Annotated in this window: 23 protein-coding genes; 19 read left to right on the top strand and 4 right to left on the bottom strand. The window is 68.7% G+C overall.

Annotation, left to right across the window (positions count from 1 at the left end):
• Window positions 1-7: 7 nt before the first annotated feature.
• Window positions 8-625: an HhH-GPD-type base excision DNA repair protein gene (locus OG611_RS07050; RefSeq protein WP_266416594.1), complete on the bottom strand. Its 618-nt coding sequence runs from the start codon at window positions 623-625 to the stop codon at window positions 8-10.
• 216 nt (window positions 626-841) lie between these two features.
• On the opposite strand from OG611_RS07050, the gene OG611_RS07045 reads away from it, so the two are divergent.
• Window positions 842-1657 (top strand): DUF4157 domain-containing protein, encoded by an 816-nt coding sequence (locus tag OG611_RS07045; protein WP_266416593.1) that lies wholly within the window; start codon window positions 842-844, stop codon window positions 1655-1657.
• Window positions 1658-1792: 135 nt separating this feature from the next.
• Here the strand turns inward: OG611_RS07045 and OG611_RS07040 are convergent, their stop codons facing one another.
• On the bottom strand, window positions 1793-3115 hold the full coding sequence (locus OG611_RS07040) for a hypothetical protein (protein WP_266416592.1): 1323 nt from the start codon (window positions 3113-3115) through the stop codon (window positions 1793-1795).
• A 210-nt stretch (window positions 3116-3325) separates the two neighbouring features.
• On the opposite strand from OG611_RS07040, the gene OG611_RS07035 reads away from it, so the two are divergent.
• The 8 genes from OG611_RS07035 to OG611_RS07000 all read left to right on the top strand — a co-directional run bounded on the left by OG611_RS07035 (window position 3326) and on the right by OG611_RS07000 (window position 12382).
• The gene (locus tag OG611_RS07035; RefSeq protein ID WP_266416590.1) at window positions 3326-3952 is read left to right on the top strand and encodes a response regulator transcription factor; all 627 of its coding nucleotides are present in this window, start codon (window positions 3326-3328) and stop codon (window positions 3950-3952) included.
• Window positions 3953-4145: 193 nt separating this feature from the next.
• Window positions 4146-6236 carry an HYR domain-containing protein gene (locus OG611_RS07030; RefSeq protein ID WP_266416588.1) on the top strand — a complete coding sequence of 697 codons (2091 nt, stop codon included), beginning with the start codon at window positions 4146-4148 and terminating at the stop codon, window positions 6234-6236.
• A gap of 28 nt (window positions 6237-6264) precedes the next feature.
• Window positions 6265-7062, top strand: a complete 798-nt coding sequence (locus OG611_RS07025; protein ID WP_266416586.1) for a DUF4255 domain-containing protein — start codon at window positions 6265-6267, stop codon at window positions 7060-7062.
• Complete coding sequence (locus OG611_RS07020) at window positions 7059-9107, top strand: ATP-binding protein (RefSeq protein ID WP_266416584.1); 2049 nt, start codon at window positions 7059-7061, stop codon at window positions 9105-9107. Before OG611_RS07025 ends, OG611_RS07020 begins: the two co-directional genes overlap by 4 nt.
• A gap of 109 nt (window positions 9108-9216) precedes the next feature.
• Window positions 9217-10029 carry an alpha/beta fold hydrolase gene (locus tag OG611_RS07015; RefSeq protein WP_266416582.1) on the top strand — a complete coding sequence of 271 codons (813 nt, stop codon included), beginning with the start codon at window positions 9217-9219 and terminating at the stop codon, window positions 10027-10029.
• Entirely contained in the window at window positions 10026-11288 is a 1263-nt protein-coding gene (locus OG611_RS07010) for a cytochrome P450 (RefSeq protein WP_266416581.1), read from the top strand. Before OG611_RS07015 ends, OG611_RS07010 begins: the two co-directional genes overlap by 4 nt.
• Before the next feature lie 151 nt (window positions 11289-11439).
• Window positions 11440-12084, top strand: a complete 645-nt coding sequence (locus OG611_RS07005; protein ID WP_266416579.1) for a DUF433 domain-containing protein — start codon at window positions 11440-11442, stop codon at window positions 12082-12084.
• The gene (locus OG611_RS07000) at window positions 12041-12382 is read left to right on the top strand and encodes a toxin-antitoxin system, toxin component, PIN family protein (RefSeq protein ID WP_266416577.1); all 342 of its coding nucleotides are present in this window, start codon (window positions 12041-12043) and stop codon (window positions 12380-12382) included. The genes OG611_RS07005 and OG611_RS07000 overlap by 44 nt, the downstream gene beginning before the upstream one ends.
• Before the next feature lie 147 nt (window positions 12383-12529).
• On the opposite strand, the gene OG611_RS06995 is transcribed toward OG611_RS07000, so the two are convergent.
• Window positions 12530-12862, bottom strand: coding sequence for a hypothetical protein (locus OG611_RS06995; RefSeq protein ID WP_266416575.1), 333 nt, complete (start codon window positions 12860-12862; stop codon window positions 12530-12532).
• A gap of 180 nt (window positions 12863-13042) precedes the next feature.
• Between OG611_RS06995 and OG611_RS06990 the strand changes: the two genes are divergently transcribed.
• On the top strand, window positions 13043-13912 hold the full coding sequence (locus tag OG611_RS06990; protein ID WP_266416573.1) for a helix-turn-helix transcriptional regulator: 870 nt from the start codon (window positions 13043-13045) through the stop codon (window positions 13910-13912).
• Window positions 13909-14148, top strand: a complete 240-nt coding sequence (locus tag OG611_RS06985) for a DUF397 domain-containing protein (RefSeq protein ID WP_266416571.1) — start codon at window positions 13909-13911, stop codon at window positions 14146-14148. Before OG611_RS06990 ends, OG611_RS06985 begins: the two co-directional genes overlap by 4 nt.
• A 796-nt stretch (window positions 14149-14944) precedes the next feature.
• Here the strand turns inward: OG611_RS06985 and OG611_RS06980 are convergent.
• Window positions 14945-18832, bottom strand: a complete 3888-nt coding sequence (locus OG611_RS06980) for a hypothetical protein (protein WP_266416569.1) — start codon at window positions 18830-18832, stop codon at window positions 14945-14947.
• 389 nt (window positions 18833-19221) lie between these two features.
• Between OG611_RS06980 and OG611_RS06975 the strand changes: the two genes are divergently transcribed.
• The 8 genes from OG611_RS06975 (at window position 19222) to OG611_RS06940 (ending at window position 26992) form a co-directional block, all read left to right on the top strand.
• A complete protein-coding gene (locus tag OG611_RS06975; RefSeq protein ID WP_266416567.1) occupies window positions 19222-20778 on the top strand; it encodes a phage tail sheath family protein in 1557 nt (518 codons plus the stop codon).
• A 77-nt stretch (window positions 20779-20855) separates the two neighbouring features.
• Complete coding sequence (locus tag OG611_RS06970; RefSeq protein WP_072488539.1) at window positions 20856-21299, top strand: phage tail protein; 444 nt, start codon at window positions 20856-20858, stop codon at window positions 21297-21299.
• Window positions 21299-21757, top strand: coding sequence for a hypothetical protein (locus OG611_RS06965; protein ID WP_266416565.1), 459 nt, complete (start codon window positions 21299-21301; stop codon window positions 21755-21757). Before OG611_RS06970 ends, OG611_RS06965 begins: the two co-directional genes overlap by 1 nt.
• On the top strand, window positions 21754-21897 hold the full coding sequence (locus tag OG611_RS06960; protein WP_093896703.1) for a DUF6760 family protein: 144 nt from the start codon (window positions 21754-21756) through the stop codon (window positions 21895-21897). Before OG611_RS06965 ends, OG611_RS06960 begins: the two co-directional genes overlap by 4 nt.
• A gap of 29 nt (window positions 21898-21926) precedes the next feature.
• Window positions 21927-23693, top strand: coding sequence for a hypothetical protein (locus OG611_RS06955; protein ID WP_266416563.1), 1767 nt, complete (start codon window positions 21927-21929; stop codon window positions 23691-23693).
• Window positions 23694-23730: 37 nt separating this feature from the next.
• The gene (locus tag OG611_RS06950; RefSeq protein WP_093549687.1) at window positions 23731-24168 is read left to right on the top strand and encodes a phage tail protein; all 438 of its coding nucleotides are present in this window, start codon (window positions 23731-23733) and stop codon (window positions 24166-24168) included.
• Window positions 24169-24173: 5 nt separating this feature from the next.
• Window positions 24174-24977: a LysM peptidoglycan-binding domain-containing protein gene (locus OG611_RS06945; RefSeq protein WP_266416558.1), complete on the top strand. Its 804-nt coding sequence runs from the start codon at window positions 24174-24176 to the stop codon at window positions 24975-24977.
• A complete protein-coding gene (locus OG611_RS06940) occupies window positions 24977-26992 on the top strand; it encodes a VgrG-related protein (RefSeq protein WP_266416555.1) in 2016 nt (671 codons plus the stop codon). Before OG611_RS06945 ends, OG611_RS06940 begins: the two co-directional genes overlap by 1 nt.
• Window positions 26993-27000 lie beyond the last annotated feature (8 nt).

Here is a 27000-nt window from a genome sequence, read left to right as displayed (position 1 = left end):
CGCGGCGCTACTGCTCGGCGGAGCGCTTGGCCGCCTTGGCCGCCTGCTTCGCGTGCTGCTTGTACGCGCGGACCTCGGCGAGCGACTCCGGGCCCGTGATGTCGGCGACCGACCGGCGCGAGCCGGCCTCCCCGTACGGTCCCGCCGCCTCTCGCCAGCCCGTCGGCCGGACCCCGAACTGCTTGCCCAGCAGCGCCAGGAAGATCTGCGCCTTCTGGGTGCCGAACCCGGGCAGCGCGTTCAGCCGTTTCCGCAGCTCGGCCCCGTCCGGGACATCGGTCCACACCGCGCTCGCGTCGCCGTCGTACTCCGCCACCAGGTACTGGCACAGCTGCTGGACCCGCTTGGCCATCGAGCCGGGATAGCGGTGCAGGGCGGGCTTCGCGGTGAACAGCTCGGTGAGCGCCTCCGGGTCGTGGGCGGCGATCTCATGGGCGTCCAGATCGTCCTTGCCCATCCGCTGCGCCAGGGAGTACGGGCCGGAGAAGGCCCACTCCATCGGCACCTGCTGGTCCAGCAGCATGCCCACCAGAGCGGCGAGCGGGCTGCGCGCGAGGAGCTCGTCCGCCTTCGGCTCCTGGGCGATCCGCAGGGTGATGTGCTGGTCCTTGTCGCTCTTGGTCATGCCTTCGATCATCCCGACGGCGGAGTGGCCCGGCCACTCCGCCGGCCGCCGGTGCAGCCGTTTGCCGTACGGACGGATCGGGTGCCCGAAGGGGCAGGACCGGCTGCCCCCGGCCGGCGGGGTCCGGGCTGGACGGGGCAGCGGGGCGTCGTGAAGGTGGAGTGGTGAGGCCATCACGACGCGCCTTCGACCGGGGCGCGGGCAGGGGAGATGACGATGCACGCACAGGAATGGGACCAGGAGCACGACCACGAGCGGGATCACGGACACGGGCATGAGCACGACGAGCCCGTGCACGCGTCGAGGGCGTCCGAGGGCCGGGAGGCGGCGGACACCCCGCACCTCTACCGGGCGGCGGCCGCGGGTCGGGCCGATGTGGTCGGGGCCGGCGGCATGAGCGTGCTCCAGCGAGCGGTCGGCAACAGCGCCGTGGGGTCGATGCTCCAGCGCAAGGAGGAGGAAGAGCGCTCCCCCGTGCACGATGTGGTCTCGTCGGGCGGAGGGCAGCCCCTGGACACCGACACCCGGGCCGATCTGGAGGGCCGGATGGGCGCGGACTTCTCCGACGTACGGATCCACACGGACTCCGCCGCCCACGAGTCCGCGAAGGGCGTGGGCGCCCACGCGTACACGGTCGGCAACAACGTGGTCTTCCAGCGGGACGCCTACGACCCGTCCTCGCCGCAGGGCCGTACCACGCTGGCCCATGAGCTGACCCATGTGATCCAGCAGCGCAACGGGCCGGTGGAGGGTACGGAGGCGGCGGGCGGGATCCGGGTGAGCGACCCCTCCGACCGCTTCGAGCGGGAGGCCGTCGCGAACGCCGACCGGGTGCTGTCGGACCCGGCCCCGGCCCCGGCTTCGGACCCGGCCCCGGCCCCGGCTCCCGCTTCGGCTCCGGCAGCGGGTGCGGCCGCTGTGCAGCGGGCCGCGACGGAGGACGAGGACGAGCAACCGGCCGATGTACAGGGCTCCTTCGTGCAGCGGGCGAAGGAGGGCGCCGAGGAGGAGGAAGAGGCTCCGCCCGAGTGACGGGCCTGCGGCGGACGGTGCCTCGTGGCCCGTCCGCCGCATCCGTCCGCGAGTCCGCCGAGCCCGTTCGCCCGTCGTGTCAGCCCGCCGTGTCCGTCCGCCGAGCCCGTTCGCCCGTTGTGTCAGTCCGTTGTGTCAGTTCGCCGTGTCCGTCTTCATCGTGCCGCCGAGGAACAGCGACTCCGAGCATCGCGAAGGCGTCGGCGCGTTCACCGGCTTGCCCACCTTCCGGCAGTCGACGGTCATCGTGACCTTGCCACCGGCGGGCACCATGATCGGGGTGACGAAGTGGTAGTCGGAGTCGCGGAAGTTCTCCATCGCCAGCCGGAGCACGGGCGCGTCCCGGCCCGAGGAGACCACGAGCGTCCCCGCGTCGCCCTGCGGGTTCTGGACCACGATGTCGGTCAGCTGGAACGTGTGCCCGCTGGGCACCTGCAGGGCCGTCGAGGTGTTCGAACCGCCGCCCACCGAGTCCCTGACCTGCACCTGCGCACTGGTCGGGGCCGCGGCCGACGCGTCGGAGGACGCATCGGGGCTCGGTGAGGGGCTGGGCTTCGGCGAACCCCCGTTCGCCCCGGAGGAGTCGCCTCCGCCCGACGCCGCGCCGGCCGAGGAGCCCTTGTCGGGGGCCTTGCTCTTGTCGGCCGCGGCTGCGGACCGTACCGCGTCCGGTGTGATCGCCTCCCGGGCCGCGGACTTCACGGCCGGGCGCAGCAGCGCGTACCAGAGCCCCACCAGCGCGATCAGCAGAACGGCCGCGGTGATCAGCGCCCGGGGGAGCCAGCGCGGCAGGATCGGCTCCTGCTGGTACGAGCCGTCCACGACCACCGGGGCGACCGGGGCCCGGTCCTCGGCCACGTCCGGGGTGGCGACCAGCTGGAAGGGATGAGTGATCGGGATGCCGCGCCACACGCGCTTGGCGGGCCGGATCCGCACCTTCCCGAACTCCGCCCGCCCGGGGGCGATCTGCAGTGTGTCCGCCGCGAACGAGACCCGCGCCCGCTCCGTACCCGACTGAGCCCCCAGCCGTACGGTGACCGGGGCGTTCCCCCGGTTGTCGACGGCGAGTTGGTGCCTGCCGCGCCAGGCACCGTGCGAGCTGCGCGGTACGAGTTCGGCGGTCGTCTCGGTGAAGGGGAGTACCGTCACCCGGCCTTCGGGCACCACCGTGACGCCCTGCTCGCTGGTGGGCACCACTCGTATCCCGAAGGGTGTCTCCCCCGCGAGTACGGTCGAGTCCCGGGGCGGACGCAGTACGAGGGAAACCGTCTGCGAGTCGCCCGGATACAGGGAAAGCGTCGCCGGTTCGACCGTCGACCAGGCGGCACACGCACCGATCACCTCGAAGCGGTACTCCTCGACGGTGCTGCCGGAGTTCAGGATCCGCAGGGGGAGGGCCGTCTCCTCGCCCGGTGCGGCAGTGACGGACGATTCGTCGAGGCTTGCCGTGAGACTCATACGGCGCACCGTAGGTTCGCCACCGAACCCCGACATCGACCGTGAAGGAACACTTCCGGGCAGATTCCGTGCCCGGATCGGCTTTTTTGTTTCCCTGTAAGGAAACGCGGGCATCTTTTGACCGCCTCAGACGAGTGAGGCAAACGAAAACAGCCGTGTTGGTTGTGTTCGACGTGACGCCATCGGCTGTTGCCCAGGGGGAGCATTGCCATGGAGCGCACCACTGTCGCATTACGGGCCCAGGATCCGATCTCGCAAGCGGGCGTGGCCAGTCAGTTACGTACCCGACCCGAAGTCAGCGTGATGGAGTGGGGGGAGGGCGACGCCTCTCCTCAGATCGTGATCGTCGTCGTGGACACGGTCGACGAGGCGGTGTTGACGATGCTGCGCCACATCCAGCGCACCAGCACCTCACGCACCGTTCTGGTCACCACGGACATCGATGAGCAGAAGCTGGTGAGCGCCGCGGAGTGCGGTGTCGCCGGTGTGGTCAGGCGCTCCGAATCGACTCCGGAGCATCTGGTGCAGGTCATCGGGACGGTGGCGCGGGGCGAGGGCCATCTCCCTTCCGACCTCCTGGGAAGGCTGCTCGAGGAGGTGGGCCGCCTCCAGGGGCAGGTGCTCGGCCCCCGCGGGCTGCATTTCACCGGTCTCGCGGCGCGTGAGGTGGATGTGCTGAGGCTGGTCGCGGAGGGGTACGACACCGCGGACATCGCGACGAAGCTGGCCTACTCCGAGCGCACCATAAAGAACGTGCTGCATTCGGTGATGACCCGGCTGCAGCTGCGGAACCGCTCGCACGCGGTGGCGTACGCGATGCGGCAGGGGCTGATCTGAACCGACCCGCGCGGGTGCGTACGGCGCGGTTGCGTATGTCGCCTCGCTGAGGGCTGTCCCGTAGAGCCCCCGCTGCCCTTTCGGGCAGCGGGGCCTTCCCGAGGGTGTGACTCCCGTACCGCTGTGCGTCCGCCGCCGGTGCAGGACCCTGACGTCCGGTGTGCCGATCGGGCAAGGGTGGGGGAGGACTTCCGTGCGCTGGTTCCAGCCGCTTCGGCGGGTGCCGCGGTCGCGGCCGGGCGGGCCGGGCCGGGCCAGGCCGTCCGCCTCGCGCCGCGCGCTCACCGCGCTCCGTGTCCCGGCCCTCGCGCTGCTTCTCGTGGCCACCGGCATCGCGCCCGGTTCGGCCGTCACCACCGGTGCTCCGGCGGTGGCGATGCCCGAACCCTGGGTCACGCCCGCCGAGTTCACCGACGCGGTCGACCCTGGCGGCTCCACGGGTGTGGACAAGCAGGTGCGTACGCCGGCGATTCCGCCGAGGCCGGATGTGATCCTGCTGGTGGACGGTACCGCCAGCATGGCCGAGCCGATCAAGAGCGTGCAGGAGAACCTGCCCGAGATCACCGACAAGATCCTCGCGGAGCAGCCCGACTCCCGGTTCGCCGTGGCCACGTTCGGCGATCAGGAGGGCGACCCCAATGCCGGTTTCAGCGTGCTCCAGGGGCTGACGGACGACCTTGAAGCGGTGCAGGCAGGTGTCAACAAACTGGACACCGCGTTGGGCGGCAAGAGCCGGGGCCCGTCCGAGGACTGGATCAACGGGCTGTGGCAGATCGCCAACGGGGCCGGTGGCCAGACGGTTTTCCGTGACGGGGCGAGCCCGGTCATCGTGCTGGTCGGCGATGCTTCCAGCCACGCCCCGAGCAATGGTCACAGCATCGACGACACGATCTTCGATCTCCAGGACAAGGGGGTCCGGGTGATCGGTGTCGATGTCGCGAGCAAGATCGGTGACGGTCTGAACGGCAACGGTGATGCCGGTGATCCCGAATATGTCGAGGACCCGCTCACCACGCCCGACCAGGCGACCCGCATCATCAACGCCACCAACGGCCGTCTGCTGGAGGGGATCGACGGTGACAGGGTGGCGGAGGCCATCGCCGAAGGATTCAGCAACCTCCCCACCAATGTGAGTTACCGCCTGGACAACTGCGATCCGCATCTGTCCGTCAGCCTCGATCCACCCACCCAGCAGCTCACCAGCGGCGACACCGCGCACTTCGCGGAGAACATCGACGTCTCCGCGGACGCGCCCCAGGGCACCCGGCTGAGCTGCACCGTCCAGTTCCTGATGGGCACCCAGGCCCCGGGCACGGACACGATCGGGCCGGCCGCGGCGGCCGATCCCGACTTCCAGGAACAGATCAACATCGATGTGAACGACATCGACGCGCCCGTCGTCACCGTGGACGACCTGACCGTCCGGGCCAAGGACAAGAAGGGCGCGCGCGTGACGTACGCCGCCACCGCCGAGGACGCCACCGACGGCACGCTCCCGGTGACGTGCAGCCCTGCCTCCGGTTCGCTCTTCCCGGTCGGCCGCACCACGGTGACCTGCTCGGCGACCGACTCGGCGGGCAACACGGGGACGGACACGGCGGATATCGAGGTCCTGGAGGCCCCCGTCCCACCCTCGGCGGACGTGGCGATGAAGGTCGACGTCAGCCCGGACCGTACCTACACCGGCCGCCCGGCCCGTGCCCGCTTCACCATCACCAATGCCGGCCCGGACCCGGCGACCGGCGTGGTCATCGGTTCCACCTGGCCGAAACCGTCCAAGGGGAAGGACCGCAGCCTGCCCGCCCTGCCCCGCTGCACGGCGGCGAAACCGTGCACCGTCCCGGCCGGCGGCCGCATCGAGGTGACCCAGACGGCGACGTACCGCGCGGCGATCACCGGGGACGTACGGGCCACCGTGCGCGGCACGCTGCCGGACCGCCGCGAGGCCAACAACCAGGACAGCGACCGGCTGCGCGTCCTGAAGCCCTCGCTGACCGTCACCCCGCAGGTCGCCAAGCCGGGCCAGCCGGTGCTGGCCCGCGGCAAGGACTACCCGCCGGGCGCGACAGTACGTTTCACGTGGAACACCGGCATCACCCCCGGGGGAGCCACCGCCACGGTGGGCCGCGACGGCACCTTCGAGGTGCAGATCCTGGTCCTGCGCAAGGACAAGCTGGGTCCGCGCGAGCTGAGGGCGGACTCGCGCGACCTCGACCGGCTGCAGAAACCGGTCCTGGTGGTGCAGCGGAATCTCCAGCCACCGGACTTCGCGGGCCGCGCATGAGCGCCGGCGACCGCACGGGAGTGATCAGGTGATCCACGAGGTCGACGACGTACTGCGGGCGCTGATCAGGGCGGAGGTGCTCGAAGGCGGCCAGATCGCGGTGGTCTTCGACGCCCCCACCCGGGAATGGGCGGCAAAGGTCAACGCGCCCATGGTCAACCTGTATCTCTACGACATCCGCGAGGACATGCGCAGACGCGAGCGGGGTCTGCACAACGACTACGACGAGCGGGGCGCGATCATCGCGCGCCGCCGCCCGCCCCGGTTCTTCAAGCTGTCGTACCTGATCACGGCATGGACGAAGCGCCCGGAGGACGAGCACCGGCTGCTCTCGTCGCTGCTCGGCTGCCTGCTGCGTTACGAGGCGCTGCCGCCGGAGCGGATGACGGGCACCCTGGCCGAGATCGGGGCGGCCGTACCGATGTCGATCGCGCTGCCGCCGCCGGAGGACCGCTCGTTCGCCGACGTGTGGAGCGCGCTGGGCGGGGAGTTGAAACCCTCGCTGGACCTGGTCATCAGTGTGCCGGTGACGGCCTCGCCGAGCTATGTGGTCGGGCCGCCGGTGGGCGACGAGGGCTTGCAGGCCCGCTTCGGGGACGTGCCCGAGGACACCGAGCCCGTATTGGAACCGATGCCCGGCCGCGGGGGACTCCCGGTGTACGGAGGCCGTCCGGGGCGGCCGGGCCGTCCGGGCGGGGACGCCGCCTCGCGTGCTCCCGATGCGGAACGACGACGCGGCCTGTCCCTCCGCATCACCGAGACCCGGAAGGGCCGGGACACTCGCGCGGAAACCCGGAAGGACCGTACGGAGGATGGCACCGAATGACCACCGCGGGTGATCCGAACCTGCGCCATCTCCTCGATCGCGCGGTGGCGGTGGAGCAGCGCATCCGACGGGCGGTCGAGGCCCGGCAGCTCACCGATCCGGACCCGGACGACGCCTTCCGCGGCCTCTACCTCACGGACGAGAACATCGCCCGCCTGCTGGACGAGGACGAGGCCCGCGCCTTCCCGCACCCCGTTCCGCCGCCCTCCGCTCCCGACTCCGGTGAGGCATGGGAGGAACGGTCCAGACTCACGTCCCTGGCCGCCGAGTTCGGACTCACCGTCCTGGACGTCGAGATCCTCCTCATCGCGCTCGTACCGGATCTCGACGACCGGTTCGAGGCGTTCTACGGCTACCTGAACGACGATGTCACCCGTCGCCGTCCGTCCATCGGCCTGGCGCTGGGCCTGTGCGGGCTGTCCCCCGCCGACCAGGTGGCGCGCGGCCGGCTGTCGGCCCGTGCCCCGCTCCGCGAGGGCCGCCTGCTCCTGGTCGAGGACCTGGACCGCCCGTTCCTGAGCCGGGCGCTGCGCGTCCCCGACCGGGTCACCGCGCACCTGCTGGGCGACGACACCCCTGACCCGCGGCTGGCCGATCTCCTCGCCCCCTGGCACGCCGTACCGGGCGTCGGCGACCCGGCCCCGCTCGCCGGGGCGCTCGCCCACGGCGCCTCGCTGGCCTACCTCCGCGAGGACCAGGGCGGCGCGGGCACGGCCCTCGCCGCCTCCGCGCTGACCCGTGCGGGCCACCGGGTCCTGGGCCTGGACCTGGCGCGCCTCGCCGAGGACCCGACCCCCGCCGAGGCGGTCCGCTCCCTGGTCCGGGAGGCCCGGCTGACCGGTGCGGGCGTGGTCTGCGCCCCGCTCGACGCGGTCTCCCGCGAGCATCCGGAGCTCCTCCGGCTGCTCACCGCCACCCCGGTCCCCACGATCCTGGTGGGCCGGGCTCCCTGGGACGCGGCCTGGTCCGCCGCACCGCCCCTCCTCCTGCACGCTCCGCGCGTGGAACCCTCGACCAGAGCGGCCCTCTGGACCGACGCGTACGACGCCCCCGTCCCCGAGACCATCGACGTGGACCGGCTGCTCTCGCCGTTCCTCCTCACCCCGGAACAGATCACCCGCGCCGCCCGGGGCGCTGCCCAGACCACCCATCTGGACGGCGGCACGCTCACCCCCGACCACGTCCGCCAGGGCGCCCGCGCCCAGAACGCGGCGGGCCTGGACCGCCTGGCCCGCCGCATCGAACCCACCGTGACCTGGAACGACCTGGTCCTCCCGCCGGACACCCACGCCCAGCTCCGCGAACTCACGGCCCGCGCACGGCATCGTGACCGGGTCCTGGGGGAGTGGGGCATGCGCCCCGGCGGCGGCAGGGGCCGGGGGGTGTCCGCCCTCTTCGCGGGCGACTCCGGCACCGGCAAGACGATGTCGGCGGAGGTCATCGCCGCGGACCTGGGCCTTGACCTCTACACGGTCGATCTGGCGACGGTGATCGACAAGTACGTGGGCGAGACGGAGAAGAACCTGGAACGGATCTTCTCCGAAGCAGCGGGCGTGAACGGAGTGCTGCTCTTCGACGAGGCGGACGCGATCTTCGGCAAACGCTCGGACGTGAAGGACGCCCACGACCGCTACGCGAACGTCGAGAGCGCGTACCTCCTCCAGCGCATGGAGTCCTTCGACGGCCTGGCCATCCTGGCCACCAACCTCCGGGCCAACCTGGACGACGCGTTCACCCGCCGCCTGGACCTCGTCATCGACTTCCCGGTCCCCGACCCCGAACAGCGCCTCGTCCTCTGGGAGCGCTGCCTGGGCCCCGTACTCCCCCGGGGCAAGGACCTGGACCTCGCCTTCTGCGCGGAGAACTTCGAGCTGGCGGGCGGCAACATCCGCTCGATCGCGGTGACGTCCGCGTACCTGGCGGCGGACACGGACGAGCCGGTGACGATGCCGACGCTGATCCACGCGATCCAGCGCGAGTACCAGAAGCTGGGCCGGCTGACCCTGGCGTCGGAGTTCGGCCCGTATCTGGGGCTGCTGGCCTGAGGTGGTGCGAAGCGCGGGTGCCCTTGCGCCGGCCCGGAGCTGGCGCCACCGTGGGCGGGGACCGGTCGGTGATCGGCCGGTTCCTCTCCGTACGGCGACGGGAGTCAGCGTGACCGTAGTACCTGTTCTGCCCCACGAACTGCACGGCGACGGGCCGCACAAGGTGATCGCGGTGCACGGCTGGCTCGCCGACCGCTCCGCGTACGCCCCCGTGCTGCCGGATCTGGACCTCGGTTCGTTCCAGTACGCGGTGGTGGACCTGCGGGGATACGGCGAGGCCCGGGACGTGGACGGCGCGTACACCACGGCCGAGGGCGCCGAGGACGTGCTCGCGCTGGCCGACCGGCTCGGCTGGGAGCGGTTCTCGCTGATCGGCCACTCGATGGGCGGTTCCGTCATCCAGCGGACACTGGCCGCCGCGCCGGAGCGGGTGCGCAGGATCGTCGGGGTCTCGCCCGTCCCCGCGTCCGGCCTGCCCCTCCCGCCCGAGCAGTGGGAACTCTTCGCCGCGGCGGCGCACACCCCGCAGAACCGCCGCATCATCCTCGACAGCACCACCGGAGGCCGCCGCCCGGCGGGCTGGCTGGACCGCATGGTGCGCCGCTCGGTCGCGTGCAGTGACGCCAAGGCGTTCCGGGCGTGGCTGGACTCCTGGGCGGGCGAGGACTTCCACGACCAGGTCGAAGGTTCGCCCGTGCCCGCTCTCGCTGTCGTGGGCGCGCTGGACCCGGCCCTGTCCGCCGAGTTGCAGCGGGCCACCTGGATGCGCTGGTTCCCGCGGGCCGAACTGGTGGAGCTGCCGTCGTGCGGCCACTACGCGATGGACGAGGCCCCGCTCGACCTGATCCGCGTGGTGGAGGACTTCCTGCGGGCGGACGCGGAGGACGGCGGGGGCGCGGAGGACGGCGGGGCGAACGCGTGATCGGGTCCGTACCGGACGTCTTCGACCCCAGGCAGTACGGGCGAGGCATCCCCCACGACCACTACCGCCACCTGCGCGACCACCACCCCGTGGCGTGGCAGGAGGAGCCGGAGGTGCTCGGCTGGCCGGCGGGCCCCGGTTTCTGGGCGGTCACCCGGCACGAGGACGTGGTCCGGGTCCTGAAGGACTCCTCGACGTACTCCTCGTACCTGGGCGCCACCCAGATCCGCGACCCGGACCCCGCCGACCTCCCGTTCATCCGCCGCATGATGCTCAACCAGGACCCGCCGCACCACCGGCGCCTGCGCGTACTCGTCAGCCGCGCCTTCACCCCGAAGCGCATCGACCGCTTCGAGACCGTCGTCCGCGAACGCGCGCGCTCCCTGCTCACCCGCGCGGTCTCCGAGGCGCGGTCCGGCGACGGAACCTGCGACCTCGTCACCCAGGTCACCGACGACTACGCCCTGCTCAACCTCACCGACCTGCTCGGCGTACCGGACACCGACCGCGCGCTCCTCCTCCACTGGACCCGACGCGTCATCGGCTACCAGGACCCAGACGAGGCCGGGACCCCGGAGCTCGGCCCGGACGGCAAACCGCTCAACCCGCGTTCCCCGTCCGCCCTGCGCGACATGTTCGACTACGCCCACTCCCTGGCCGCCCACAAGCGCCGCCACCCCGCCGATGACGTCATGACGTCCCTGGCCACGGACCCCGAACTGACCGCTCCCGAGCTGGAGATGTTCTTCTTCCTCCTGGTGGTGGCCGGGAACGACACGGTACGCAGCGCGGCCCCCGGCGGCCTGCACCTCCTGGCGGAGAACCCCGAGGCGTACCGCCGCCTGCGCAACGGCGAGGTGGGGTTCGCGACGGCCGTGGACGAACTCCTCCGCCGCCAACCCCCGGTCCTCACCTTCCGCCGCACGGCCCGCGAGGACACGATGCTGGCGGGCACCCGCATCCGCACCGGCGACAAGGTGGTCGTCTTCCACGCCTCCGCCAACCACGACGAACGCGTCTTCCCCACCCCGTTCACCCTGGACCTCACCCGCTCCCCGAACCCCCACGTCTCCTTCGGCGACGGCCCGCATGTCTGCTTGGGCGCGCACTTCGCGCGCTTGCAGCTACGGGTCTTGTACGAGGAGACGTGCCGCGCTCTACCGGCATCGCTTGAACCTGCGGGTTCACCGAGGCGCCTGGTATCGAACTTCATCAACGGTCTGAAGTCGCTGCCGGTGCGGGTGGGTGGCGCCTGGTAGCTGGTCCCGACCCTGGCCTCACCCCCACGGGTGACCGGACAGAGAAAGCTGTCTGGTGGCATTCAGACCAAACGTACGGTTCCTGAACCGCTTGAGTCTGGGGGTGAGCCACTCGATGTGTAACGCTGGGCCTGAGGGAGGTGCCGTTGATGTGAACAAGTTCCGGGACCCGATCATGACGCCGCTGGAGACCGCGCGGCATCTTCGAATCAACGAGAGAACGCTGTACCGCTGGCTTCACGAGAAGGCAGCGGGCGAGCCGCTGGTCCACGCTGTCGAGGCCGAGAAGAGGGGCGGTCCATCGGTACCGTTTGTCGCCGTGGTCGAGGCGTATGTGTTGCACGCGCTTCGGGACCTGGGGCTCAGCCTTCACAAGATTCGCGAGGCAGCGGAAGCTGTTCGGCGAGAGTTCGGCGAACCTTACGGGTTGGCCACGCGCAGGATCGCGACCGATGGCGTCGAAATCTTCGTGGACCACGCAGGCGATCTGGCACGGGCTCGGGATGGGCAACGGCCGATCCGCGAAGTCATCGAGGACTACTTGCGCTACATCACGTGGGAGGCCGACGGGCGGACTCCGCAGCGGCTGCGCCTGATGCAGTATCCGGATGTCGCTCCGGTGATCATCGATCCACGGTTCGGCTGGGGGGCACCGGTGGTTGCGTCCAACAAGGTTCAGGTGGACGCGATCGTCGACCTCTGGCAAGCGGGCGAGCCGCTGGAGGTCGTCGGCGACGAGTTCGGTCTGTCGCGTGACGAGGTCGAGGCCATACTCCGAGCCGCCCAATCAGCCTGAGTTCCTGCTGGATCGCAACCTCGGCAAGACGGTGCCCACTCGGCTGGTCGAGCTCGGATGGCGCATCCATTTGATCGCCGAGGAGTTCCCGGACGATGCCCAGGACATCCCTGATGAGGCGTGGATCGCGTATGGCCCTGAACACGGGTGGCATCCACTGTGCAAGGACGGCCGGATCAAGACTCGTGCCCATGAGCGACAACCGCTTGTGGATGAGGCCGGCGTCCTCTTCTACCTGGACAACCAGCAGTTACCGATTGCCGAAATGGTGCGCCGAATCCACGGCGGCGAAGGATGAGATCTACCGCGTGGCCGCGAGGAAGGGACCGGCCGCCTACGCGATCGGAGCGGATGGCCTCCGGCTGACCTGGTCGTGACGAGGCGGAAGCCTGCCAGTCATCGGTGGATGAGTGCCGGAAGTAGGCAGCTCCATGCACGCACTTTCTTAGCTGAGATTCAGCGGCCAGATCAGACGGGTGCGGATCCCGTTGCCGCCGCTGAAGAATCGAAGGGCCGATTCTGGCGTACGGACACTGAGGTGTGAGACGCCTTCGGCGGTGATGAGTTCGGTGCGGCCGTCGAGAGCGAGCCCCCAGGCCGCTACCACGGCGTCCTCGCAGTCTCCGAGTTCTTGTACGACAGCGAAGACGCGCGGCGCGGTCTCGCGCACAAGGTTCTGCACCAGCGCGTCGAACTCCTGCCTGCCGAGAGGTTCCAGCGACTCGACGTCTGCGTTGCCCTCGCTGGGATCGTCAGCAGGGTGTCGCTTCTCATTCATGGCGTGCCTCCACGGTCGACGACGATGTTGTTGAGTCTAAATTTGAATTCAACAGAATGCAGTCGCTCAAACAGGTGATGACCAACTGCACACTTGCGAACAGGACTTCCTGTAGGGCAAGCAGGTACCTCACCAAGACGCACGTCCACTACTTGCGTCACACGTGGCAAGGAGAGTGCAGTGACCGAGACATCCAGTCCTACCGTGTGGCGACGCTGGCTGGCCTTCGAGCTGGTCCGGCTGAGGAAGGAAGCTGGGCTCGAGCAGAAGGACGTGGCCAAGGCACTGCGCTGCACGGTGGCAAAGGTCTCCTACTACGAGACATCCGAACGCCCGGTTGTACTGCGGGACTTGGATGAAGTCCTGCTTCCGCTTTACAACGTCCCGGAGGACCGCTGGGACGATTACCTCCGGGCCGCCAGGAACGCGCGCCGGAAGGGTTGGTGGGAAGGAAGCGACGGCACGTCCATGCCGAGTTGGTTTTCCTTGTTCGTCGGACTGGAGCAGGGGGCATCGCAAGTCCGGGCGTATGAGAGCGAGGCCGTACCGGGGCTTCTTCAGACCAGGGCCTACACCGATGCCATCACACGGCGGGGGACTGCTGAGCGGGGAGACGACGAGGTGGAACGCCTTGTCGACCTGCGCCTGGCGCGGCAGGTCGCGCTGAGCCGGGAATCCACCCCACTACGCCTCTGGACCGTGCTCAACGAAGCGGTGCTGCGCCGAGTGGTCGGCAGCCCGGCGATCATGAGGGACCAACTCCTTCACCTGGCCGAGATGACTCGCCATCCGAAGATCACCGTGCAGGTACTCCCCTACGAGCACGGAGCACACCCGGGCATGGCGGCAGGCCCGTTCCAGATTCTCGGCTTCCCGTGGCCGGCCGATCCTGGCGTAGCGTATGTGGAGCATCGGGCGGGTGCCTGCTACCTCGAACGTGACCACGAGATCGAGGCGCATACTGTGGCCTTCGAGCACCTCGTGGCGCTTGCGCTGAGCCCAGAGAGCTCAGTAGCGGTGGTGCGAGAAGTCGCGAAGGAGTACGAGTGAACGGGAATGAGCCGGCCCTTTCGTGCGCTGAGTTGAATGCTCTGGCGTGGCAGAAGTCCACCTTCAGCGGTGATCAAGGTGCCTGCGTGGAGGCCGCTCCCCTGCCAGACGGTCGCATAGCTGTACGTAACAGCAACCACCCCGATGCAGGCGCTGTGTTCTTCACCGCTGTAGAGATGGATGCCTGGATCAAGGGCGTGAAGTCGGGGGAGTTCGACCACCTCATCAATGACTAGTCGGCCGCCAGATCTGCTGGGCTGCTGGTTACGATCCCTTGGGATGCTGCGACTCGGGGTGCTGCAGGCAACCCACGGTTGAGCGCGTTGGCGGCCCGACGTTTGGATCTACGCATGGGCACGTGTTTCAGTCGTTTTCAAAGTATTGAAATGCCCTCTGGGGGTTGCCTGAGAGGAGCGACGCGGCGTCACTCTTCTCAATCAGGGGATGGGCGTATTCGGGGGAATCGGTCAACTTCAGTCCAGGGCGGCAAAGCCTGTATCCCTGCGGACTTTTGTAGCAGGATACAGGAACTCCTTCAGCATGCAGATGGTGTGTAAGCTTCCACTCGAACTCATCCGAGAAGATCACTCGGCACCCTCTTTCGATGAGCTGTGGAACCAGATGGCGATAAGATTCCTCGGACAAGGGATTCCCAGTCAGATCCAAGTTGCGGAGCCTTGAAATCGACATCAGTGGAGCGATGTCATGGATAAAATTTCGCGGCGCGTAGAAGCTGAGTAGCGAAAGAGCGGCAAGCCCCGAAACGGAACCCATTCCGCTGTCTCTGACAGTCAGCGAACGTAATGACCCAAGGTGAGATAACTGATCTGTGTCCACCGGGTCGCACGCGACGAGGAGCAGGATCTCAAGGGAGCTGCACTGAGACAGGTCCCCAAGATTGCGGGAATTCCTGATGTGTAGGTCCTGAATCTCCCCACATTCCTTTTTCGAAAATGGTGGCTCGTGGCCAGTCGCCCGTGCAATCGATTTCGAAACCGCCGGATCTAAATTCGAGTTCATTCAGGCGCTCCGTCAGGAATATTTCTCGATCAGAGTGTCCATCTTGTCGCGAAGACGGCCGAAAGCAGCTTCCTGTGCGGACCCCAACTCCTCAACGGTAAAGGGGGTTTCTTTTTGGGCGGCTTCGCCGACGCGGGTGCTTTCGATGTGAATCGATTTATAGATTGCCAGTATCTTCAGATTCTTTTGCTTCTCGGAAAAGTTAGAGGTATCTCCATTCCACATCAGCTTCCCTTCCTCGAGTAAGTTGCGCAAGTCGGCAAGGAATTGAGCTGGACTTCCGTTCGGCTTACTCTTTATGAAATTCTTGAAGTAATCCCGCAGGCTGTCATGCCACTTTTTGTCTCGACCGTTGTAGATTGGATTTCCGTCGTACTTCATGAATGCCCCCACGTGGGCGTCCATGTCGTGACTGCCGACTTCGGTCATGTTGTCGGTGAGGCGTATCTCCCAGATCACATCCGTCGTGAGTGACCGCAGGTCGTCCTGGAGGTCGATCCATCCCGTGGAGTGTTGAGTGTTCGCTTGCTTCATGTCCGTGTCCAGTATCTTGAGCAATTGATCTGTGGGAATCCACTCGTGATGACCATCGGCCAGCGCGCGAAATTCGCCCTTAAGCCATTTTCTGTGAGGGTTTTCGCCAATCCCCTTTTCATCCCAAAGTCCTTTCAATTCGGACAAAGTAAGATCACCCGATTTCTTCTCCTCTGCCATTTCTTTGAGGAACTCAAGGATGCGCCCCTTGCCGGCGGCTGCCACAAGCCTCGGGTCGACTTCACGTCTGGCGACAGGTAGGGAGGAGAACCTTCCGTACTGACTGTCAGTGCCAAACTTAAGATTCTTGAGTTTACCGCTCAGGTCGGAGTTGCTAGTGATTGTTTCAATCGCGCTGTCCTTGAGCTTCGCGACTGCGCTGTCCCCTACCTTCTCATAGAATGCAGGCCGGGTCGAATGGTTTGGTTTCGGATCCAGTTGATGCAAGGCGTACTGTTTGAATGAATTCGCGCTGGCGTCTTTTGTGCGATTCGTTCCGCCATTCTTCGTCGGGTCGAAGTATCCTTCGAGATTTTCGTGTGTGCTCGGTTCGTGGAGATATTTGATGGCGGGTTCTTCGAATTTATCCAGCGCATTTATTCCGCCCCAGGCCTTGGTTTCTTTGAGTTGCGCATCCCACCAGTGCTTTTTGAGGTCTTTCGCGAGTTTGATGCCGTGCTCAGGTAGGTACGTATCGATCTGGGGCTTCAGGAGTGATACTTCGGCAACTCGCTCTTCTGGGCTGGCCTTCGCGATCACGCTTATTTCTGCTGGATTCTTGCTGGATTTCTTCGTTCGTAGAGACTTGAGCCCGCGAGGGCGAAGCTCTGCTGCAACGCTGGAGATGATAGATTCCAGTTCTTTTTCGTTTTCCAGCGGTGAGGCGGTTTGCTGAGCGAGCATCCTACGAGCTTCGCGCTTCACGTCTTTGCTTTTTTGTGAGTCGGTGGACTTTTTGGACTCTCCCTTTTTGGGCTTTCCGTTTTTCCCTCTCAGTTTCGCCCAGAGTTTCTTTCCTGCTTTGGTGATGAAGTTGACGATTTTGTCGATGGCGCGGTTGACGGGTTTGGCGACGGCGTGGAAGACGGATTTGACTTTGTTGGCCAGGTTGCCGATGCCGAGGAGTGAGGCGAGGAAGCCGATGAGGAGGGGGACGCTGGCGGCGAGGGCGGTTTCGACCATTTTTGGGACGCCTGCCGAGCCGCCGTTGGCGATGGCGATGACGGCGTCGAGGACGGCGTTGACGAATTCGACGATCTGGGCGCCCTGGTTCACGATGAACGTGACGATGTCGATGATTCCCTTGACCGCGCGGACGAAGGCGGAGGCGGGGTTGAGGAGGGAGATGATCCAGGTGATCCCGGCGATGATGACGGTGGGGATCAGGTAGCTGGTGAGTTTTTCGAGGATGGTGGCCTTGAGGTCGCCGGCCTCCGTTTCGATTTCCTTGACGGCTCCGGCGGGGCCTTCGGTGGCGAGTTTCTTGGCGACGGGGACGGACTGTTCGACGGCGGTGAGGGCCTGGTCGGGGATGCCTTTGCGGGTGATGCGGGCGCGGATGTTGGCCCAGGTCAGGCCGAGGAGGGAGCCGATGAGCTGGATGATGCCCTTGAGGTCGAACTTCTGGGGGAGTTCGAGGCCGGCCTTGACGGCGGTGCCCAGCAGCCAGGACACGACGCCGGTCTTGAGGTGTTCGGCGATGTTGGTGACGAAGAGGTTGAGTCCGGCGCCGACCGCGCGGACGAGGTTGCCGAGGAACCCGATGGGGTCCTTGATGATCTTCATGATGGCGGAGGCGGCCTTGGCGAGGATGCCGAGGAGGAGGTTCTTCAGTTCGTTGATCGTCTTGATGACGCCGACGATCGCGTCCTTCGCCTTGTCGATCAGGCCCTTGTTGGCTTCCTGGAGTTTCTTGATCTCCTCGTCGACCTTGTTCAGTGCGGCGGTGTACTTCTGCGCGAGGTCCTGGACGAGCTGTTCGGACTTCTCGTTGACGGTGGTTTCGAGGTCGTCGAACTTCCCCGCGAAGTCCTTCGCCGCGTCCTCGCCGAACTGGCGGAGGTCGGCGGGGAGTTTGTCGACCTCGGTCTTGAGTTCGGTGCGGCCCTTCGCGATGCGGGCCTTGGCCTTGCCGAGTTCGGCGCCGATGATGTCGGCCACGGAGGAGATGACGGTCTGCATCTTCGCCACGTAGAGCTTGCGGGCTTCCTGGAAGAGGTCGTTGGCCTCCTTCGGCATGCCCGTCAGCTTGTCCTTGGCCCACTTCGCCGGGCCGAGCATTCCTGAGTAGCGCTTGTCCTTGTACTTCTTCATCCGGCGCTTGTGGTCGGCGGTGAAGGCGTCCCTCGCCGCCTTCTCGCCCTGGGTGAACGCGGTGTCGACCTTCTTGTCCAGGTCGGAGAGGGTTCCCTCGACGTCCTTCTTCGTCGTGTCGTAGACCTTCTGGAGCTTGGCCGTGACCTCGGCGCGTTTCTTCTCGTCCTTCGACTTCGTCTCGCCCTTGCCGCCGTCGACCTGTTTGCCCGCCGAAGTCCTGGTCGTGGTCAGGGCGTTCATGGCCTGGGCGCCGGAGGCCGCCGCCCCCGCCTTCGCGGTCGAGAGTTGTTGGGCCTCGGCCGCCTTCCCCTTCGCGGGGGCCTTCGCGGAGTCCGTTTCTGCGGTCTTCTTCGCGGAGAGGGCCTGGTCGAATTCCGGTTCGTTGCCCCTGGCGAGCTGGTCCTCGGTGACCTCGGCGTCCGCCATTGTCTGGTCGTTGGCGGCCGGGCCCTGGGAGAAGTCCGTGACGGAGGCGGGCTGTTGGGCGGGGACGGCGTCTGCGGCGGACGGGGCGCCGGGGTTGGCGGGTGGTTGGTCGGGGGTCATCGGGGTGACGGGTTTGTCCTTGGCCGCCGAGGTGTCCGGTGGGGCCTTGGTGGCCGTGTCGATGTCCTTGGCGGAGGACTCCTTGCCGTCCTTGACCTTGCCGTCGACCTCGCCCTTGATCTGATCGGCCTTGCCGGACTTGGAGAACTTGTCCGCCTGGTCGAGGTTCTTCGGGGCCTGCGCGTCGATGGCCTTGTTCACCGCGTCGATGAACGCCTGCTTGTTGAACTCGCCGGGCTTCGCGGCGTTCATCTTCTCCGCGTTCGCCGCCTTGCCCTGGGCCTCTTTGTCGTCGGGGGGTGCGACGGCCGCGTCCTGCGCCGACTTCGACTCCGTGGCGGCCGGGGCATGCGCGGCCAGGCGGGCCCTCTTGGCCGCCACGTCCGCCTTGACCTTGCGGAAGCCGGGGGCCTGGGCGGGGGACGGTTTCACCGGGGCCGTGTAGCGCTGGGCGACCAGGCGGGAGACGGCCCTGTTGCCCGCCGCGCGTTGCAGGCGTTGCACGCTGCGGGGGTCGGGGGCCGGGCGGTCCCCGGGCGGCCGGTGGGATGGGGGCGTTTGGGAACGTGACACTTCGGGCGTGAGTGTCACGTTCTCGCGATGGGGGGTACCTCTGCCGTCGGACGCGGAGGCGGGGTCCTTCTCCGGAACCGCCTTCATCCGCCCTCCCGGCCGCGCATGTGCCCTGTCGGTGTCCCAGGGTGTGCGCAGTGCTCGCGGGGTACGCAGGACAGGCGCACCGCGGTCCGGGGCAGCGCCCGGCGGCACGTACAGCACGACGGCGTTGCCTGATCGGGCAGGGGCCGGTGCACGGGCGGGCGGCCGTGTGTCCGTTCCCGGTGATCGCCGGTGTCGCGAGAATTGCGGGCGTTCCCGGCCAAGGAGAGACTCACATGCCGTCGTACCTGTCCCCGGGCGTCTACGTCGAAGAGATCGAGTCCGGATCCCGGCCGATCGAAGGGGTGGGCACCTCGGTCGCCGCTTTCGTCGGCTTCGCCCGCAAGGGCCCGTTCGACGAGCCGACGCTGATCACCAACTGGAGCCAGTTCGCCGGCACGTTCGGTGACTTCGTCGACGGTACGTATCTGGCGTCCGCCGTGTACGGGTTCTTCGCCAACGGTGGTGGCGTCTGCTACGTGGTGCGTATTGATGACGGCACTGAACTCCCCGCCGAGGGCGAGGGTGAGGGCGGCGAGGCCGTCGGGCAGCTGCCCGCGGGGGCGGAGACGCAGCTCGGGCCGTACGCGGTGAGGCCCCGCCCCGGTGTGACGGGAGAGGTGACCGTCGAGGTGGCCGAGGCGGAGGGGGACGATCCGCCCTCCGATGTCTTCCAGCTGATCGTGAAGCGGGACGGGCAGGTCGCGGAGACGTACCCGAGCGTCACGACCAAGCGCAGCAAGGAGAACGTCGCCACCCGGGTCAACGCGAAGTCGGAGCTCATCGAGATCCGCGAGACGGCCCGCGGAGCCGCCCCGGCCAAACCCGGGCCGCAGAGCGTGACCCTGGCCCCCGCCGCGCCCGCCTCACCCGCCGCCGGGGCGCTGACCCCCGAGCTGTACGTGGGCGACCCCGACCGGCGGACCGGGCTCGGCGGGCTCGAAGCGGTCGAAGAGGTCACGACCATCGCCGTGCCCGACCTGATGAGCGCGTACGAACGCGGGCTGCTGGACCTGGAGTCGGTGATCGCCGTGCAGCAGGGGCTGATCAGCCACTGCGAGTTGATGGGCGACCGCGTCGCCATTCTCGACCCGCCGCCGGGACTGAGCCCGCAGCAGATCCGTGCCTGGCGCACCGACCGCGCCAACTTCGACTCCAAGTACGCCACGCTCTACTACCCCTGGATCCGGGTCGCCGATCCCTCGTCCGGGCGCGCCCGGCTCGTACCGCCGAGCGGCCACATCGCCGGGGTCTGGGCGCGCAACGACGAGTCGCGCGGTGTGCACAAGGCGCCGGCCAACGAGGTCGTGCGCGGGGCGGTCGCCCTGCAGACCCAGCTGACCAAGGGCGAGCACGATCTGCTCAACCCGATCGGGCTGAACTGCATCCGGGCCTTCCCCGGGCGCGGCATCCGGGTCTGGGGCGCGCGCACGCTGGCCTCCGACCCGGCCTGGCGCTATCTGAACGTCCGGCGCCTCTTCAACTACCTGGAGGAGTCGATCCTCGCCGGCACGCAGTGGGTCGTCTTCGAGCCGAACGACGACGCCCTGTGGGCCCGTATCCGGCGCACCGTCTCGGCGTTCCTGGTCAACGAGTGGCGCAAGGGGGCGCTGTTCGGGCTCACCCCGGAAGAGGCGTTCTACGTCAAGTGCGACCGTGAGACCAACCCGCCGGAGAGCATCGACGCAGGTCAGGTCATCTGCGAGATCGGGGTGGCACCGGTCAGGCCGGCCGAGTTCGTCGTCTTCCGCCTCTCCCAGCTGACCGGGGGCACCGGCGGCGTCGACGAGTAGCGCCGCCGGGAGCCGGGCCGTAGCAGCGCGGCCGTCCTGAGATCCACCAAGCGGTTAAAGCGGTAAAGGAGCCTGTTGTGCCACTTCCCGATCTCGACAGCACCGTCGGGGCCTCCTTCGGCCTCGAATTCGACAGCGTCGTCATCAAGCAGATCACCGAGGTCAGCGGTCTGAAGATGGAGCAGGACGTCATCGAGCTGAAGCAGAACACCGCGGACGGCCGCTACGCCATCAAGAAGCTCCCCGGCAGGCCGAAGGCCGGCGAGGTGACCGTGACCCGCGGTCTCACCGAGGACAACAGCTTCGAACGGTGGATCAAGGACTCCCGGTTCGGCCGGATGACCGCGGCCCGCCGCAACGGCGCGGTCATCGTGTACGACCACGAGGGCATCGCCATCAAGCGCTACAAGCTCATCAACGCCTGGCCGAAGTCCCTGGAGATCGGCACCCTCAAGGCCGGTGACACCTCCGTCCTGACGGAGAAGCTCGCGATCACCTACGAGAGCATGGAACTCGACTGATGCGACGTACGGCTCCGGCGGAGGCCGTCGAACGGCCGGACGCACACCTCCCGGCCGGCGGGAGCGGACGGTCCGGCCAACGGGACACGCTCCGTACCGAGTTCACCTTCGAGCTGCCGCGCGGGTACGTCGACGATGCGGGCGTCGTGCACCATACGGGCGTCATGCGGCTCGCGACCGCGCGCGACGAACTCGTACCGCTGCGGGACGACCGGGTGCGGGAGAACTCCGCGTACCTCTCGGTCGTGCTCATCGCCCGGGTCGTCACCCGGATCGGCACGATCGACGACATCCACCCCGGCATCATCGAGGACCTCTTCGCCTCCGACCTGGCCTTTCTCCAGGACTTCTACCGGCGGATCAACGCCGAGGGGCACACCCGCGCCGCCGTCACCTGTCCGGCCTGCCAGGAGGAGTTCGCGGTGAATCTCGCCGGTGGCCGCCTGGGGGAATCGTGACGTACGCGGCCGACCTGCTCTACGAGGAGGTCGCGTACCTCGCCTATCACTTCCACTGGCCGCTCGATGAGCTGCTGGATCTGGAGCACCCGGAACGACTGAGGTTCGTCGCACAGATCGCTCGCCTCAACGGGCAGTAGCGAACAGCGCAGGGAGGGCGGAAGAATCCATGGGCCTGATGTCCTGGCTGCGCGGTGGCGGGCGCACGGAGACGAGTACGAGCAGTACGGCTGCGGAGGCGGGCAGCGCGGGCGCCGCTGTGCCGGACGTGCCGCGCGAGCGGGTCGATCTGGCCGAACTGCCGCCCATCCAGCGGACCCTGGGTACTCAGGATCTGGTCATCGACCCTTCCGGATTCCAGGGGTCGCTCTCCACCCGGCAGGACACCTCGCTCGGGACACCGCTGGGGCATCTGGTCAGCCCGGACGCGCCCACCGGGCTGGTGCACGGGATCACCGCCCCGGCCGGCCCGGCGACCGCGGACCGTCCGTCGCCGGTGCAGCGGTCCGTGGAGCGTTCGGTGGAGCTGCCGGTCCGTGCCAGGTCCGTCCTCCTGTCCGTGCCCGTGCAGCGCGCTGTCCCGGGTGGTGAGCCCGCGATGACGTCGGCCGGGGAGTCGGCCGTGGCGGAGTTGCCGGTACGCCAACTGGTGGGCGAGCAGCCCCTGGTGGTGGCACCCGAATCCACTGTGCCCGAATCCACTGCGCCCGAGCCGACTGCGCCCCAGTCGGCTTCCCCGGCCCCGCCCGTTCAGCGGTCGGTGCGGCCGCCGGTCCCGGACCAGCCCCGGCGGGCGCCCGGACTCGGCGCGCCGATGTCCGCACTGCCGCCCACGGCACAGCGACAGGCTGCCCACGCCGGTCCGGAGGCGGAAGGGGCGGCCGGAGCGGTTCCGGTCGCCCGGAGTGTGGCGGACGGTGGTGCCGGTGAGGTACCCGAGGCCCCTCAGGTGCCCGCGGCCACGGAGGCGGCCGCCGACTCCGACGCGCCCACCGCGCCGCTGCTCGGTGACTCTCCCCTGCTCCCCGCCGCGGCGGAGTCCGTACCGGCGCCTGCGCCCGCACCGGCCGTGCAGCGGACTCCCGCCGTGCCGCCGCAGGCGCCCATGGCGCCACCCCCGACCACCGCTCCGGTCGCGCCGCTGCTCGCCGACCGGCCCGTGACGCTCCAGAACGGTCGGAGCGGTGGGACGGGCGCCGTGCAGCGCTCCGCCGCGGACGGGGTGGCGCTGTCGCCGCCGGCCGGTGCGGGGCCGGTGCCGGGTCCCGGGCTGCCGTCCCTGCCCGATGCCGTACCGGTGCGCTGGACGCCCGCCGGGCCGGGTGCGCCGTCGATGGCGGCGGTGACACCATCCGTACCGGCGACACCATCCGTACCGGCGGCGCTGCAACGTACCGCCACGACTCCGGGGCAGGCCACGGGTGCGCCCTCCCCGCCGCTTCCCGCCCTGCAGCGTCAGGCAGCCGGGGGGCCGCCGGTGCCGCGTTCATGGCCGGGTTCCGGTAGCCGTACCGCACCGTCCGCCGCCCACACTCCGTCCGCACCCTCCTTCACCTCGGCCGGTTCGGTCGCCGTGGCCGCCGGGGTGGCTCAGCGGATGGCCGACGGCAGTGTGGTCTTCGGGGCGCCGCCCCCGCCGTACGCGCCGCCCGTCGTCCAGCGCGAGACGGAGACCGAGGAGCCACCGCCACCGGATCCGCTTCAGGAGCCCTCGCCCGAACCCGATCCGGAGCCCCGACCGGAACCGGAGCCCGGGTCCACGGCCGAGGGACACGGTGCGCCGGGCGCTCCTGCCCATGCCACCGCCCCGGGTGGAGCGCCCGTCGTCACCGACGAGCTGGTACGCGCCCTGTATCCGCCGCTCAGCAGGCTCTTCAAGGCGGATCTGCGGCTGGAACGCGAACGAGCGGGATTCCTCATCAACACCAGGCACTGAGATCACCATCAGGCACTGAAATCGAGAGGTACGCGCCATGGCCACCGCCCAGGACAACGATCCCGCCGTCAGTGTCTGCTTCGTCGTCACGATCGACGACATCGAGCTCGGATCGTTCAACACATGCGACGGGCTGGGCTGCGAAGTGGTCCTCGAAACACGGGAGGAGGGCGGCAACAACGGGCATCTGTGGCAGCTGCCGACCCGCCTGAAGTACTCGAACGTCAAGCTGTCCAGGCCGCTCACCAAGGAGACCGAGAAAGTGGCGCGCTGGTTCGCCACCATGACGACCGGGTTCAGCCGCAAGACGGCGCACATCGAGGCGCGCACCGGGGACGGGCAGAAGGTGGCCCAGTGGGGGCTGCTGGAGGTCGTGCCCGTCCGTTGGACCGGCCCCTCCTTCACCCCCGAATCGCCCAAGGTCGCGATGGAGACGATCGAGATCGCCCATCACGGCTATGTGATGGAGGGCTGAGCGTCGTGAGCGGTGCGGGTCCCATCGCCTTCAGCGCCGCCGGTACGTCCGGGGCGTCGGCCGCGAAGGCGGGCAAGGGAGGTTCGGCCAGGCCCAAGCTGGAGCACGCCTATCTGGAACTGCGGACCCCGCCGACCGGCGGCGGCCTCAACCCCGGCGGCCCGTGCGGGCGGATCGACTTCCAGTTCAACCCCAAGGAGCTCAGCCTCACCAAGGCCGCCTCCTGGAAGCGGAGCCCGGCCAAGGGCGCGAAGAGCTCCGGCCCGCCGGAGTACCAGGGCTCGCAGCCCAGCAAGCTCACCGTGGAGATGTTCTTCGACGCCAGCGACACCCAGGACACCCGCGTGGTGACCTCCGTGGAACAGCTCTTCGCGTGCTGCGTGCCGACGAACGAGACCCGGCAGCAGCAGCGTTCCTCGCCGCCGTGGGTGGTCTTCCACTGGGGCGGGCTGACCGGATTCCCCGGCTACGTCAGTCAAGTGCAGGCGAAATACACGTTGTTCACCACGTCGGGCGTGCCGATCCGGGCCGTCTGTCAGGTGACGATGGAGGAGATCAGCGGCGACACCCCGGGCCAGAACCCGACCTCGGGCGCCCTCGCGGCCCGCCGGGTGCACCGGCTGGATGCCGGGGACTCGCTGCCGTCGCTCGCCCAGCGCGAGTACGGCGATCCGGCGGCGTGGCGGGTGATCGCGGAGGCGAACGGGATCGACGACCCGATGCGGCTGGCCCCCGGCCGGCAGCTGCTGCTCCCCGCGCTCGACGAGCTGAGCCGGCTCGAAGAGGGCCGGGACGGAGGGCGGTCCTGATGGCGCAGCCGGGCGTCGCGACGGCGCTGGTGGTGGAGTTCGGTGGCAGTCCGCTGCCGGCGAAGTTCGTGAACACGCTGGTCGAGGGGTACGTCGACGACAGCCGGACGCTGCCCGACCTGTTCCTCCTGCGCTTCCGCGATCCGGACCGGGTGCTGCTGGAGCAGACCGGGCTGAAGATCGGCAGCGAGGTCAGGCTGCTGGCTCGGGCGGGCGGCGACCCGGCACCGAAACCGCTGCTGAAGGGGGTGGTCACCGCGCTGGAGGTGGAGCTCGACGAGACCGGCACCTTCACCGTCGTACGCGGTCTCGACGAGTCGCACCGGCTGTTCCGCGGCCGCCGGGTGGCCAGCTACCAGAACATGACGCTCGCCGACATCTGCGCCCAGGTCGCCCAGCGCGCCGGACTGAAGCCGGGAACGGTCGACGTGGCCGGTCCCGTGCTCGAACACATCGCCCAGCCCAACGTCACCGACTGGGAGTTCATCCGGGACCTGGCCGAGGAGGCGGGCGCCCAGGCGTACGTGCTCGACGGGCAGCTGCACATCACCCGGCCCGCGGAGGCGAGCGGCGCACCGGACGGTTCGGCGCGGGCCGACCGCAATCCGCTGGTCCTGGAGATGGGCAGCAATCTGCTGCGCTGCCGGGCCGGGGTGTCCTCCGCCGAGCAGGTCTCCGAGGTCGAGGTGCGCGGCTGGGACATCAAGGCCAAGCAGCCGCTGGTCGGGCGGGCGCCCGCCGGGAAGTCGGCGACGCTGGAGCTGGGGGTGAGCGCGGCCGAGGTGTCCGCCCCGTTCGGCGAGGCGCGCTTCGTGGTCACGGACGCGGCGTACGGGGCCCAGGCGCAGGTGGACCAGGCCGCGAAGGCGCTGGCCGAGCGGATCGCCGGGTCGTTCGCGGAGCTGGAGGCGGTGATCCGGGGGAACCCGGAGGTGCGGGCCGGCAGCGCGGTGGCGCTCAACGCGGTGGGGGCGCCGTTCGAGGGGCGGTACACGGTCACGTCGTCGCGGCATGTCTTCGACCCGGTACGCGGGTACGAGACCTGGCTCACCGTCTCCGGTCAGCAGGAGCGCTCGCTGTTCGGGCTGACCGGCGGAGGGCCGGGGTCCGGCGGGTCCGGAGCCGGCGGGGGAGGGTCGCGCTGCGCGGGGCTGGTCAGCGGGACGGTCACGGACACCCACGACCCGGAGGGCTCGGGCCGGGTCAAGGTGCGGTTCCCCTGGCTGTCGGACGAGTACGCGAGCGACTGGGCGCGTACGGCCCAGTCGGGCGGGACGAGCGGCGGCGAGGCGTTCATCCCCGAGGTCGGGGACGAGGTGCTGGTGGGGTTCGAGCACGGGCATCTGGACCGTCCGTACGTCCTCGCCGGTCTGTACAACGGGAAGGACCGGCCGTCCCAGGGCAGCGGCAGCGGCGGGGGTGGCGGAGGCGGCGGAGGCCCGGCCGGCGGAGGCCCGGCCGGCGGTGGACCGGGAGGCGCGGCCAGCGCGCCCGGGGCCGTCTCCGGCGCACCGCCCACCGCCGGACCCGCCCCGGAGTCCGCCCCGGGGGACCCGCTGGTCGACCCGACCAGCGGGGCCGTCAACCGACGCTCGATCGCCTCCAAGAGCGGCAACCAGCTGGAGATCCTGGACAACGCCAACGGGCCGCAGGGCGTACGCCTGCTCACCGGCGACGGAAAGCTGAAGATCGATCTGGACCGCAAGGGCACCGTGATCGTGATCAACAGCGACGGCAGCGTGAACATCGAGGCCAAGCAGCAGGTGTCCATCAAGGCGGCCCGCGGGGTCGCGCTGGACGGCGGGCAGGGCACGCTCGAACTGAGCGGTGACAGCGTCACGTTGAAGTCCCGCAGCGGAGTGAGCGTCGACGGCGGGACCGGTGAGGTCAAGCTCTCCACCGGCGGCACGGTGGACGTCCGGGGCGCCCAGGTCGCGGTCAACGGAACGCAGCGCACCGACATCAAGGGCGGCTCCTCCCTGGCCATCAACGCACCCATGGTGAAGATCAATTGACCGCGCGG

It is taken from the genome of Streptomyces sp. NBC_01363, assembly GCF_026340595.1.
Taxonomy (GTDB): domain Bacteria; phylum Actinomycetota; class Actinomycetes; order Streptomycetales; family Streptomycetaceae; genus Streptomyces.
Note: the sequence above shows the minus strand (reverse complement) of the source record. Positions and strands in the feature narration are given on the sequence as shown.

What these genes read in the sequence shown, in the direction of transcription:
- OG611_RS07035 (WP_266416590.1), top strand. Translation starts at nt 3,326, where the DNA reads ATGGAGCGCACCACTGTCGCATTACGGGCCCAGGATCCGATCTCGCAA.
- OG611_RS06950 (WP_093549687.1), top strand. Translation starts at nt 23,731, where the DNA reads ATGGCCACCGCCCAGGACAACGATCCCGCCGTCAGTGTCTGCTTCGTC.
- OG611_RS07040 (WP_266416592.1), bottom strand. Translation starts at nt 3,115, where the DNA reads ATGAGTCTCACGGCAAGCCTCGACGAATCGTCCGTCACTGCCGCACCG.
- OG611_RS07020 (WP_266416584.1), top strand. Translation starts at nt 7,059, where the DNA reads ATGACCACCGCGGGTGATCCGAACCTGCGCCATCTCCTCGATCGCGCG.
- OG611_RS07050 (WP_266416594.1), bottom strand. Translation starts at nt 625, where the DNA reads ATGACCAAGAGCGACAAGGACCAGCACATCACCCTGCGGATCGCCCAG.
- OG611_RS07045 (WP_266416593.1), top strand. Translation starts at nt 842, where the DNA reads ATGCACGCACAGGAATGGGACCAGGAGCACGACCACGAGCGGGATCAC.
- OG611_RS06955 (WP_266416563.1), top strand. Translation starts at nt 21,927, where the DNA reads ATGGGCCTGATGTCCTGGCTGCGCGGTGGCGGGCGCACGGAGACGAGT.
- OG611_RS06995 (WP_266416575.1), bottom strand. Translation starts at nt 12,862, where the DNA reads ATGAATGAGAAGCGACACCCTGCTGACGATCCCAGCGAGGGCAACGCA.
- OG611_RS06940 (WP_266416555.1), top strand. Translation starts at nt 24,977, where the DNA reads ATGGCGCAGCCGGGCGTCGCGACGGCGCTGGTGGTGGAGTTCGGTGGC.
- OG611_RS06965 (WP_266416565.1), top strand. Translation starts at nt 21,299, where the DNA reads ATGCGACGTACGGCTCCGGCGGAGGCCGTCGAACGGCCGGACGCACAC.
- OG611_RS06975 (WP_266416567.1), top strand. Translation starts at nt 19,222, where the DNA reads ATGCCGTCGTACCTGTCCCCGGGCGTCTACGTCGAAGAGATCGAGTCC.